The sequence below is a fragment of the Bacillus cereus group sp. MG1 genome (genome assembly GCF_040460035.1).
Classification (GTDB): domain Bacteria; phylum Bacillota; class Bacilli; order Bacillales; family Bacillaceae_G; genus Bacillus_A; species Bacillus_A cereus.
Genome location: NZ_JARVGY010000001.1, coordinates 3,710,360 through 3,722,201 on the forward strand (window position 1 = coordinate 3,710,360; position 11,842 = coordinate 3,722,201).

Genomic DNA, 11,842 nt, shown 5'->3' on the forward strand with positions numbered 1-11,842 from the left:
CATGCGGAATCCATATGATTATTATATAACTCCAGAAGAATATGAGGCGGCTGCAAAGAATGGAATTAGTAATGAATTACTGACACGTAGGATTAGAAATTTGGGATGGGACAAAGAAATTGCAATGACAAAACCATCAAGATATAACGCAAATAGATGGAAAAACATTAAAGAAATAGCTTTGAAAAATGGTATCTCTCATTCAACTTATACAGCAAGAATAAAAAAAGGTTGGAGATTGATTGATGCAATCAGTAAGCCACCTATAGATAAATATCAAGCATTAAAATTGGCGGAACAAGCCAATTCAAAATGTAAAAATAAAGTGTTAACTGATGGACAAGCGGAACAAGCTGAATTAAATGGTATTAGTTATAGTACGGCACGTGACAGAGTTAAACGTTTGAAGTGGACTGTAGAAGAAGCCATAACAACTCCAGTGTTAACACGATCACAATGTGGAAAGAAGGCAAAAGAAGCTTCACCTTGGTCAAAGTTGGTTATTCCATCAAGAGAAGAGATGATGCAGCGCAGGAAGTTAACTTATATGGCTAATTAGTTTGAATTCATAAATCTTTAATTAAGGAGAGATAGAAAATGAATTTACAGATTGATGAAAAGAAAGTAACTGCTGGTCAATGGGTTGTATGCGAATTGAAGGATAACAAATTTATTGCACAAGTGAAACGAGTGATTAAAGATACATTTAACAACAAAGTAGAGTTATGGGGAACATGGGGATGTGAAGGAGCGATACATGGTGATTGGGGCTATAATCATGCAAATAAATGTAGATATGCAACAGTAGAAGAAATCAACAAAGAAAGTTTAAGACGTGTATTTGCTCAAAAGGGACGTAAGCCGAGTGAGTATCGTTCTGGTGATGTGGTAACTGATGATGTGTATGCATCTCGTGTTTTACACGTAATAGCCGATAGAGCGACTGTACAAATCATGAACTCGCATCAAATATATGAGGTTGCGATAGAAAATTTAGAAATTCTATTCTTTGCTGAAGATATGGCTGGTTAAATCATGGGATTTGTAGTTTCAATATTCTGTGTATTGGTGGTTATGATTGTCTTCAGATTGGTAGGTAAGGTTAACAAAAGAAATCGTTCAGATAAATAAATTTCAAGAGTAGGAGAGAAATTACATGGAAAATCGATTTATAGATTTAACGGAACTATTCCAAATGCAAAGGGTTTTAGATAAGAATATCATAGCGAAGCATAAAGAAAATTATGCTCGCTATGACATGCTGTATAACAAGGTTTATGCACTAAAAAATGAAGTGAATGAAGCCTGGAATGCAACAAATTCTTTTAAAATGTGGTCCACGAAATTTGAGCAACCTAAAAATACATTTTTAGAAGAAATGGTTGATATTTTGCATTTTTGGTTGTCGGTTGCTATGGACTTTAAAATCAAAAATCTACTTCGAACAATTTATATTACAGAAACTAAAATAAACGGTTTTAATAAAGCGTTCTTCCATATGGATAAGAATGCAAATCATCTTATTGGAAAAGCCGAATACAAAGACTCTATTGGCGCAAAAAGACCATTAATAATGATGATGGATTTATTCTATAAAATTATTGAATTTGCAGGTTTTACATGGGATGACGTTGTGAGAATGTATAAAGAAAAAAATCAGGAAAACTTTAATCGTCTTGTTAGCGGATATTAAGACCAAATTAGAATTTTGTATAGAAATGGGGAATGAAAGATGAAAACAGTTAAATTTCAATTCAATAGAAATCCAATTCATATAGGTAATGATAAATCAATTGAACAGCCAAGTATTGATGTATTAAAGAATACACCAGCATTATGGAACGCTTCATTAGATGATGCACTGAAGTACGGGGGAGAACTAACAAAGGCAGCCATTGGATCTATGAATTTGCGACATGACCGTAAGTACATTGTAGTAGATACAAAAGTGCATATGTTAATGCCTGGTATGTGTCCAGCGATTCCTAATTGGCATAGTGATGGTGTTCCAAGAGGAAAAGAATTACGACCAGAAGCAAAAGCAGTTCCTAATATTTTTTCGCAAGATTACTTAACTGACAGCAGATTCCATTTACTTGTTACAGGTGAAGGATGCTTAACGGAATTTATTGGACAACCTGTAGAGCTAGATGTGCCGGAAGAACCAAATACAAAGCTATATAGCATGGTGAATCAGCAAGTGAGGGGAAAAGTATCAGCAGGGGAATTAGAAGTATTTACAGCTCCTACATGTACGCCAATTGAATTTGATTGGTTCGATATTCATCGTGGAATTGAAGCAACGAAACATGAATGGAGATATTTAATTCGAGTAACAGAAACGGATCATATGCCGCCGCAAACTGATTTAAGACAAATCATTAGAACGCAACAACAAGTGTATGTTCCTACTAATTTTGGTTGGTAATGAAACTAAACAAAAGCGTTATTTTAATCGGAAATGGCAGGTAATTGACCAAATCACCTGCCATGTGCCTAAACCTAAACAGTCCGGAGGGGTAAAGCTCCGTTTTGAAAGAGTGTAGCTGACTCGTAGATAGTATTTGTAATGTAAAAAAGATTATTCGTAAAGGAGAATGGAAAATGAATACAATCACTATTAAATTTGGCCAAGGTACAGAAGCTTGGAAGGATATGCAAGAAGTTGTTAAAGTTCTACATGGTAAAGGATATATCGCTCAGCCTTATGAGGATATCGGAACGGTTAAATTAACTAAGAAAATCAATGATGAGTCAGTGGATAAGAAAAGACAATTCAATTGTGATATTTGCTTTTTAAATAAGGATATTGAAGAAAAGTCTATTTATCAATTTGATGAGGATGGCGACATTGTAGCATGTGTAGATTGTGAGAAAAAAGCATTTGAAAAGTCAAAAAACCAAACAAAATAGTTATTGTATTAGAAAGTGAGGTTAATGAAAATGGCATACAGTGGAGATCATGGAGCTGCGTTTGAAACCTTGATTAATTTTTCAAACGAGATGTATAAACGAAAAAACATAGCATTAATTACAAAACGGGCAACACCTGTAGTTGTTACAAAATTATTTAAAGATGGAAGAATTAAAGAAGGTTATTTTGAAAAGAAATCAACTGTTGATTATGACGGAATATATAAAGGTAGAATGATAGCATTTGAAGCAAAAGCAACAATAAATAAGACAAGCTTCGCATTAAAGAATATATCACCACATCAAATTGAATACTTAGAGCAAGCCGAAAAACTCGGAGCAATATGTTTCTTCTTAATTGAATTTAGTATAGAGCATTCTGTTTTCTTGGTTCCATTTGAAGTAATCAAAGAATACATTCATGATGCAAAATTAGGTGGACGAAAATCAATTCCACGAGCAGTATTTGATGATAGATCTTATTTAGTAAAGCCGAGTGATAGAGCGTTAGTAGATTACCTACACTATGTTGATAAGTTGAAGTGGTCTGTAATATGAATAAAAAAGAAGCTCGTATTCAAATTTTAGATTTACAAGAGCAACACTGTGTAGGGTGCGCTTATAGATATAGTAGGGATGTAGCGCATTGTTGGACAAATTGTGAAACAGGAATACGAATCAATGAACTAGGTGTTCTATTAGGTGGTCGGATAGGGACTGAACAAAAGAAACCAAAAACAGCTAAAGAATGGAATAGAATATGTAAGAATGCAGTAAAACTTAGTAATAAAGGACTTACATACGTTGAAATAGCAAAGAAATATAGTATAACTACAGGTAACTTACATATACAAATGAAAAAGAGAGGTTTAAAATAAATAATTTCATATACCGAAATAAGAGTTAAAAATAAAAAGGAAATAGTCCACATTAAAGGACGGTGATTAACTGTAAGAAAAAATATTTCTTACAACTAATCAGCGTCCTTTTTTTATTCTAAGGAGGACAAACTGCATGATAGACTTAATCAAGCAATACAAAGAAACGTTGAATCAATTATTAGTTGCAAAAGAAAAAGCAAAAGCCCAAGAAAATGAAAGAGATGAGAAAATCATAAATGGAATGATAAGTGATATTGAAGACTCTCTAAAGTGGATGCGTATAGGAAAAGAACCTGGATTAAAACGAGGGATAGAGAGGAGAGCTTCTTATCAAAGAGAAGTAAAAGTAAATCCCTTGTTAATACAACGATATTTAAGAAGTAAAGAAACAGAGTATGAATGGGATAAAGAACAAAAAGAGAATGCAATTACAACATGGGAAAAGATACAGTTAGATGATGCTCTGTCTACTTTGACTAAAACAGAAAAGGAAATATTTGTAATGTATAAAGCGGGAATGTTTACACAGGAAGAAATCGCTAAAATGAGAGGTGTTACAAGGTCGACAGTTCAACAGAATTTGCGTAGGGCGGATAGAAAAATCGCACAACAAGTAAATGGAAGTCTCTTTTGTATGAATTGATGGGAGTTTCTTTTTTGAAACGATTAAATTTGTCATCATAATGCCACCTATATATGAAAGCCGAAACCAGTTTCTATGGTAAAGGATTGAATGAGCGTTGTTTTTCACCTCAGCAGTTCAATTGGCAACCATTAGAAAAAATCTACCTGTATAAGATGTTACGAACCTTATGCAAATAAAATGTTCTTGATTTCTTAATTCGTAATTAGAATTACTAGATTATTAGTCTAAACGGTCTAGGAGAGCTTTTGCTCTTCTTTGAGCTGATACATGCCTACCTATAGTGTCAGTTCAAAGAAGAGTAAAGGTTTTGACAAAATACAAGTCCTGCTATGCTATAATTATATTGGTTTATAATTCCAATATTAATTGTAGAAAGGGTGCTGAGAGCATGAGTTTTCAAACAGAATTAGCTGAAAGAGCAAAACAATATTTAGGTGAAGATTTAGATGAAAAGATTCTAAAAGAGGGACATTTAAATCAAATATATCCTTATTTTTCATCACTAAAAGAAAAGATTGGTTCAGTCAAAAATCCTAACTATTATTTAGTTTCGCATGTATATAGTTCAAAGTTTACAGTGGAAAATATTACTTTTGAAACAAATGTGAATACTGAAAAGAATACAATTGAGGTAACGAAAGAGATTGATGGAGAGCGTACTCCTATTGATACAATCATTGTACAAGATGGAGAATTAGTTGCTTTAGATCGAAATGAAAAGTTCACGATAGAGATCTTGGAAGATTATCTACGTGAAGCATTTGGCGAAAAGCTAGGATTATAATTTAAGTTAATATTGAAGTTGTTGAAAGCATTCCTTAGGGAGTGCTTTTTATTATATAAAATTTACATAGGTGGTGAAGAGATGAGTCTTATATTTCATAATGGAGATTTAAATAAGTTGGCAAGAGATACTTCACATGACAGTATTATTTTAAAAGTTGGTGAACAAGAGATTGTATCTTTGAAGAGTAATGGAGATATCTATGTCAAAGGCAAGCTTATTGAAAACGATAAAGAGGTTGTAGATGGCATGAGAGAGTTCTTGAGGTTATCTAGGTAAAGATAAGCGCAAACGTGTTGCATTTAAAAAGGATGGTGTTAAGTAGATGAGTCCAGATGAGATGTATGTAAAGCAAATGGATGCGTGGATTAAAGAACAAGAGGCTAGAAGAGAACAGATTGTAGTAACAATTAAAACTAGCTCTGAGATTGTGGAACAAAACAAGATACAGTTGCAATGGTTAGATAAAGGCCTGGGTCTTGCTAAAGAAGAGTTCGAGACTTGGAAGAAAGAAAATAATTATAAGGAGTGTGAATCTAATTGATTACTGAAACAAGAAAAACAATATCAGGTACAGAGTATTGGGATAATGAAAAGAAGAAGAGTCTATTTGTTCCTACAGGTGAAGAACCAGGATTTGAAGTAACTGTTAATCCTGAGAGTATGATTGCTGATAAAGGATTTGCAACAGGAGGATATTTGACTAAAGATACGTTGGCTATTGGTGAAGCAGGTACAGAACTTATCTTGAGTAATAAGACAATAAAAGAGTTACGTGAGTATGCTGATGAGCTAGGCGTTGAGATTCCAGCTGATGTTAAAAAGAAAGAAGATATCATTGAATTACTATCATGAAGTACTGTGACTTTAACGGCTGCCATAACAAGATAAGTAAAGGATGTTACTGTGAAGAGCATAAGCGTAACAAACCAAGGAAGAAGAAAGATAAGAAGAATATCTATCACCATGAGAACAAACCATTCTATCGTACTGATGCATGGAAGTATGTCAGGTCAAAGGTATATGAAAGAGAGAATGGCTGCTGTCAAAGATGTGGAAGGTTCGTCTTTGGTAGGCGTGCTCATGTTCATCATGTAATACCAATCAAGGAAGACCCAACTCTTAAATTAGAAGAGAATAACTTAAGGTTACTTTGTCCAGTTTGCCATACAATTGAAGAAAATGAAGATAAACCGAAAAAAGTTTTTCCGAGTTATTTTGGAAGCCCCCCTATCAAAAATTAAAATTTGTCCTCTGGGGAGGATAGGTAGCGTAGGGGGCACATCAATAGTTGCACCGTTTTTAAAAAATGAAGGGGGGTGTGGAAATGGCTCGAATGTCAAAGAAGAAAAAGTTAGAAATGCTAGATATTGCAAGGGATGAAGAACGAAATAGAATCATAAAATTATTGACTGATGAGGATAATTTCACACCTTCACTCGAACCATTAATCGAAAATTATTTAGATGCTTTTATCATTTATAAAACTATGTTTGATGAGTGGGAAGCTGATGGATTTGCAGCCACAAAAACGCATAAGAACAAAGCTGGAGCAACAAATGAAATGAAACATCCACTTGCTCAACAAGTTGAAACTTGGAATGATAAGAAGAATAAAATGTTAGAATCTCTTGGAATGACGAATAAGGGGAAAAGTGTACAAAAAACACCTAAAAATGCAGAGAATATCAAAACTAATGAGCCTAAAGATGAATTAGCAGCTCATCGGAATAAATGGCGGAAATCTAAATGATTATTACACCAGGCGTTAATTATGCTGATAAGTACGCGAATAACGTCATGCGTAACAAAAAGAAATACCCGAAATCGATCATTCTTGCTGTAGAACGTTATAAGAAGTGGAAAAAGCGTAAAGATATTTGGTTTGATGTAGATCGAGCGAATGAAATGTTAGACTTCGTTCAATCGTTCATCCGTCATGTTAAAGGACCACTTGCAGGTCAATTGATGGAATTAGAGCTTTGGGAAATGTTTGTTTTTGCGAATATGTATGGTTGGTATCATAAAAACGAAAAAGGAAAAACAGTCCGTGTTATTCGTGAATCATATGTTCAAGTACCAAAAAAGAACGGAAAAACAATTATTGCAGCAGGTGCATTGCTCTATGCTATGTATGGAGAACTTGAACTTGGAGCGGATTGTTATTGTGCGGCATCGGATTATGAACAAGCGCAAAATGCAGCTGAACCAATTGCACAAGCAATAGAAAACTCCGAACCTCTAGCACGACATACACAAATTTATAAAGGTGTGAATGGAACAGTTAGTGGTGCTATGTATCGATATAGCATCAATGGAATTGCATATCAAAATAAATTCAAAGTATTAACGAAAAACACGAAGGGTCTTGAAGGAAAGAACCCTTATTTTGTGTTGAATGACGAGCTCCATGCACAAGAAAATATGGACATGTATGATAACTTAAAGTCAGCTCAAATTTCTCGTGAACAACCAATGATGCTTAATATTTCAACGGCTGGTAAGGGTGCTTCATCTGTTGGTATGCGTGTTTATAAATATGCGAAACTTGTTCTTGAAAATGATGATGATGATTCCTTATTTGTTGCAATCTGGGAACCGAATAAAAATTATGATTGGGAAGATCGTAAAGTTTGGGAAATGGTTAACCCGAATATTGGTGTTTCCGTTACGATGGAACAACTTGAGACTGAATTTAAAAAGGCGAAGCAGTCTGCACATTCAAAAGCTGAATTTCTTTCCAAGCATTTAAATGTTTTCGTAAATGGCGCTGATAATTATTTTGAGCACGATCAAGTACAACATGTTCTTGTAGAAGATTTGGGTGATCTTACAGGTGAAACTTGTTATTTAGGATTAGACTTATCTAAAACAACAGATTTAACATGTGTAAGTTTAAACTTTCCTTCACACGATGACGAAGGAAGGTCAATTATAAAAGTGAAACAGATGTATTTCCTTCCTAATGAAAACATTGATTTTAAAGAAAAAGAGGATAATGTCCCATATACCGATATGGTTGAACGTGGTTTTGCTACGTTTTGTGATGGGAAGATGATTGACCAAGATCAAGTTATGGAATATATCGTTGAATGCATGGATTTATACGATGTGCAACAAATAAACTATGACCCAGCTATGTCTCAAAAGTTAATAGAGAAGCTTGAAAATCTTGGTTTAGAATGTATTGCAGTAAATCAGTATCCAAACGTTATGAATGCAATGCTTGATGATTCAGAAATACTAATTTATGAAAAGCGTTTAATTACTGACAATCCTTTATTTGTTTATTGTGCTCTTAATGTTGTAGTAGTTACAAATATTAACGGGATGAAAGCCCCTAGTAAGCGACAGTCCAAAAAGAAGATTGATGGATTTGTTGCTTTTTTAGTTGCTCATAAAGAAACCATGATGATTATGGATGATGTGAGTGAAGAGGGAATGGATGAATTAATTGGTGAGATTTATAGATAGGAAGGCGGTGAGAAATTGGGTTTACGAGATCGGTTTTCAAATTATTTGTATCGAAAGTTAGAGAATCGCGGTTTGTTTGATACCATTTTAGGTAATAGCATTCGTTATGGTGGTAGATATGTAAGCAGTGAAAATATTTTAGAATCTAGCGATGTTTATGAGTTGCTACAAGATATAAGTAATCAAATGATGTTAGCTGAGATAGTTGTGGAAGATAAAGAAGGCAAAGAAATTAAAGATGATTTTGCTCTTAAAGTGTTGAAGAATCCGAATAACTATCTTACGCAATCAGAATTCATTAAGTTAATGACTAATACCTATTTGCTCCAGGGTGAAACGTTTCCGGTTCTGGATGGAGATCAATTACATTTAGCTTCAAATGTTTATACGGAATTAGATGATAGATTGATAGAGCATTTTAAAGTAGGTGGAGAAGAAATTTCATCATTTATGATCCGTCATGTAAAAAACATTGGTGCAGATCACTTAAAAGGAAAAGGCATTCTTGATTTAGGGAAGGATACGCTTGAAGGGGTTATGTCAGCCGAGAAAACTTTAACGGATAAATATAAAAAAGGCGGTTTATTAGCCTTTATGTTAAAGATGGATGCGCATATTAATCCTAAGAATGGTGCACAGTCTATATTAATCAAAGCTATTTTAGATCAATTGGAGTCAATTGATGAATCAAGGTCTGTTAAGATGATTCCACTTGGAAAAGGATATTCAATAGAAACACTTAAAAGTCCACTAGACGATGAAAAGACTCTTGCATATCTAAATGTATACAAAAAGGATTTAGGTAAGTTTTTAGGAATAAATGTGGACACATATACAGCTTTAATTAAAGAAGATCTTGAGAAATCTATGATGTATTTGCATAACAAGGCAGTTAGACCAATAATGAAAAATTTTGAAGACCATTTGAGTCTTCTTTTTTTCGGAAAAAATTCGGATAAACGTATTAAATTCAAGATTAATATTCTTGATTTTGTTACTTATAGCATGAAAACAAATATTGCTTACAACATTGTTCGAACTGGTATTACATCACCAGATAATGTTGCAGATATGCTTGGATTCCCAAAACAAAATACACCTGAATCACAAGCAATCTATATTTCTAATGATTTAACTGAAATTGGTAAGAAAAACGCAACTGATGATTCATTGAAGGGAGGTGATGGAAATGGCAAAGACAAAGGAAACACGGACATTTGACATCACCAAATTAAATACTAGAGATGCTACAGAAGAACAACCTTCTATGATAACTGGTTATGCAGCCGTTTTTAATTCAAAAACATCTATTGGTGGCTGGTTTGATGAAATTATTGCCCCTGGGGCATTTGCTCGTGCTCTTTCTGAGAATGGGGATATTAGAGCCTTATTTAATCACAATTGGGATAACGTTTTGGGTAGAACCAAAAGCGGAACTTTACGATTAGAAGAGGATGCAAAGGGATTGAAATTTGAAGTTGAATTACCTAACACTTCTACTGGTCGTGATTTAGCAGAAAGTATGTCCAGAGGTGATATTAATCAGTGTTCATTTGGATTTTGGGTAACTGAAGAAGAATGGGATTATAATGTTGAGCCAGCATTAAGGACTGTTAAAGAAGTAGAACTTTATGAAATATCAGTCGTTTCAATACCAGCTTATGATGATACTGAAGCATCATTAGTTCGTGGTAAAGAAATCGGTAAAGAAGTAGAACAGCGAATGAAAATGATTAAACAAATAAATCAAATCTTGGGGGAAAAGTAAAATGAACAAACAATTATTATTAGCATTACAAAAAAGAAGCAATGAAAGATTAGTAGAATTACGTACACAGGTTGAAAATCCTGAGTTACGTGCTGAAGACTTACCAGCAATTCAAGAAGAAATTGATGAAATTAACAAACAATTACAAGAAGTTGCGGATGCTTTAGCAAATCTTGAAGATGATGGTGGAGGTGAAGAAGGAAACGAAGATAATGAAGAAGGTGATGAGGGATCTGGTACTGAAGGTTCTGGAGAAGGCGGAGAAGGGCGTGCTAGCAATACTGAAGGTGGAGAAAATAGAAATGGATTAACGCCTGAACAAAGAAGTGCAGCAATGGCAGCTATTGCAACAGGTCTTTCTACTCGAGGACATAAAACCACTAAAAAGAAAGAAAAAGAAATTCGTTCAGCGTTTGCTAATTTTGTAGTTGGTCGAATTAGTGAAGCTGAAGCTCGTTCGCTTGGTATTGAAGCTGGGAATGGATCAGTAACTATTCCAGAAGTAATTGCTTCTGAAATCATCACGTATGCTCAAGAAGAGAACTTATTACGTAAATATGGTTCAGTTCATAAGACAGCAGGTGATATGAAATATCCTGTTCTTGTTAAGAAAGCAGATGCAAATGTACGTAAGAAGGAACGTAAAGATAGTGATGAAATCGTAGCAACAGATATTGAATTTGATGAAGTTTTACTTGATCCAGCTGAATTCGATGCACTTGCTACTGTTACTAAAAAATTATTAAAAATGACAGGTGCTCCTATTGAACAAATCGTTGTGGACGAGCTGAAAAAGGCTTATGTACGTAAAGAAATTAATTTTATGTTTAATGGTGATGATGTTGGAAATGAAAACCCTGGTGCGTTAGCAAAAAAAGCAGTAGCGTTCACACCTTCTGTTCCAGTGGATTTAAAAGCAGCGGATGTAGGTCAAAAAATGTATGATGCATTAGTTGAGATGAAGAATACACCTGTTACTGAAGTAATGAAGAAAGGTCGCTGGATTATTAACCGTGCCGCATTAACAGTAATTGAAAAAATGAAAACTACTGATGGATTACCATTACTACGTCCAATGACACAAGTAGAGGGTGGTATTGGTAATTCGCTTGCCGGCTATCCTGTAGAATTCACTGATGCGGCTGATGTAAAAGGAAAACCAGATGTTCCAGTATTATATTTTGGTGATTTTTCAGCGTTCCATATCCAAGATGTTATTGGTGCAATGGAATTACAAAAATTGATTGAAAAATTTGCTGGTACAAATAAAGTTGGTTTCCAAATCTATAATTTATTAGATGGTCAATTGATTTATTCTCCATTTGAACCCGCTGTTTACCGTTTTGAAGTAAAAGCAGCAACTCAAGGTTAATTGA

18 protein-coding genes are annotated in these 11,842 nt (G+C 34.2%); all 18 read left to right on the top strand.

Annotated features, from left to right (window positions below; genetic code table 11):
- The first annotated feature begins 1 nt into the window (after position 1).
- Positions 2–559, top strand: coding sequence for a hypothetical protein (locus QCI79_RS19570; RefSeq protein WP_021728318.1), 558 nt, complete (start codon positions 2–4; stop codon positions 557–559).
- A gap of 38 nt (positions 560–597) precedes the next feature.
- The gene (locus tag QCI79_RS19575) at positions 598–1,032 is read left to right on the top strand and encodes a hypothetical protein (RefSeq protein ID WP_021728317.1); all 435 of its coding nucleotides are present in this window, start codon (positions 598–600) and stop codon (positions 1,030–1,032) included.
- Positions 1,033–1,156: 124 nt separating this feature from the next.
- Positions 1,157–1,693 carry a dUTP diphosphatase gene (locus tag QCI79_RS19580; protein ID WP_021728316.1) on the top strand — a complete coding sequence of 179 codons (537 nt, stop codon included), beginning with the start codon at positions 1,157–1,159 and terminating at the stop codon, positions 1,691–1,693.
- Positions 1,694–1,732: 39 nt separating this feature from the next.
- Positions 1,733–2,428 carry a hypothetical protein gene (locus QCI79_RS19585; RefSeq protein ID WP_021728315.1) on the top strand — a complete coding sequence of 232 codons (696 nt, stop codon included), beginning with the start codon at positions 1,733–1,735 and terminating at the stop codon, positions 2,426–2,428.
- A 176-nt stretch (positions 2,429–2,604) separates the two neighbouring features.
- Positions 2,605–2,913: a DUF8088 domain-containing protein gene (locus QCI79_RS19590; protein ID WP_021728314.1), complete on the top strand. Its 309-nt coding sequence runs from the start codon at positions 2,605–2,607 to the stop codon at positions 2,911–2,913.
- A 30-nt stretch (positions 2,914–2,943) separates the two neighbouring features.
- Positions 2,944–3,471, top strand: a complete 528-nt coding sequence (locus QCI79_RS19595; protein WP_021728313.1) for a Holliday junction resolvase RecU — start codon at positions 2,944–2,946, stop codon at positions 3,469–3,471.
- The gene (locus tag QCI79_RS19600; RefSeq protein WP_021728312.1) at positions 3,468–3,791 is read left to right on the top strand and encodes a hypothetical protein; all 324 of its coding nucleotides are present in this window, start codon (positions 3,468–3,470) and stop codon (positions 3,789–3,791) included. Before QCI79_RS19595 ends, QCI79_RS19600 begins: the two co-directional genes overlap by 4 nt.
- Before the next feature lie 136 nt (positions 3,792–3,927).
- Positions 3,928–4,437 carry a sigma-70 family RNA polymerase sigma factor gene (locus tag QCI79_RS19605; RefSeq protein WP_021728311.1) on the top strand — a complete coding sequence of 170 codons (510 nt, stop codon included), beginning with the start codon at positions 3,928–3,930 and terminating at the stop codon, positions 4,435–4,437.
- 391 nt (positions 4,438–4,828) lie between these two features.
- Positions 4,829–5,224: a DUF3942 family protein gene (locus QCI79_RS19610; RefSeq protein ID WP_021728310.1), complete on the top strand. Its 396-nt coding sequence runs from the start codon at positions 4,829–4,831 to the stop codon at positions 5,222–5,224.
- Positions 5,225–5,305: 81 nt separating this feature from the next.
- The gene (locus QCI79_RS19615; RefSeq protein WP_043937348.1) at positions 5,306–5,503 is read left to right on the top strand and encodes a hypothetical protein; all 198 of its coding nucleotides are present in this window, start codon (positions 5,306–5,308) and stop codon (positions 5,501–5,503) included.
- A gap of 46 nt (positions 5,504–5,549) precedes the next feature.
- Positions 5,550–5,768, top strand: a complete 219-nt coding sequence (locus tag QCI79_RS19620; protein WP_048556264.1) for a hypothetical protein — start codon at positions 5,550–5,552, stop codon at positions 5,766–5,768.
- Positions 5,765–6,079, top strand: coding sequence for a Rho termination factor N-terminal domain-containing protein (locus QCI79_RS19625; RefSeq protein ID WP_048556157.1), 315 nt, complete (start codon positions 5,765–5,767; stop codon positions 6,077–6,079). The genes QCI79_RS19620 and QCI79_RS19625 overlap by 4 nt, the downstream gene beginning before the upstream one ends.
- Positions 6,076–6,468 (top strand): HNH endonuclease, encoded by a 393-nt coding sequence (locus QCI79_RS19630; RefSeq protein WP_021729795.1) that lies wholly within the window; start codon positions 6,076–6,078, stop codon positions 6,466–6,468. The genes QCI79_RS19625 and QCI79_RS19630 overlap by 4 nt, the downstream gene beginning before the upstream one ends.
- 83 nt (positions 6,469–6,551) lie before the next feature.
- Positions 6,552–6,977: a P27 family phage terminase small subunit gene (locus tag QCI79_RS19635; protein ID WP_021728250.1), complete on the top strand. Its 426-nt coding sequence runs from the start codon at positions 6,552–6,554 to the stop codon at positions 6,975–6,977.
- Positions 6,974–8,698 (top strand): terminase large subunit, encoded by a 1,725-nt coding sequence (locus QCI79_RS19640; RefSeq protein WP_209291811.1) that lies wholly within the window; start codon positions 6,974–6,976, stop codon positions 8,696–8,698. The genes QCI79_RS19635 and QCI79_RS19640 overlap by 4 nt, the downstream gene beginning before the upstream one ends.
- Positions 8,699–8,713: 15 nt before the next feature.
- On the top strand, positions 8,714–9,919 hold the full coding sequence (locus QCI79_RS19645; protein ID WP_021728168.1) for a phage portal protein: 1,206 nt from the start codon (positions 8,714–8,716) through the stop codon (positions 9,917–9,919).
- On the top strand, positions 9,888–10,466 hold the full coding sequence (locus QCI79_RS19650; RefSeq protein WP_021728169.1) for an HK97 family phage prohead protease: 579 nt from the start codon (positions 9,888–9,890) through the stop codon (positions 10,464–10,466). Before QCI79_RS19645 ends, QCI79_RS19650 begins: the two co-directional genes overlap by 32 nt.
- Position 10,467: 1 nt before the next feature.
- The gene (locus QCI79_RS19655; protein WP_021728170.1) at positions 10,468–11,838 is read left to right on the top strand and encodes a phage major capsid protein; all 1,371 of its coding nucleotides are present in this window, start codon (positions 10,468–10,470) and stop codon (positions 11,836–11,838) included.
- Positions 11,839–11,842 lie beyond the last annotated feature (4 nt).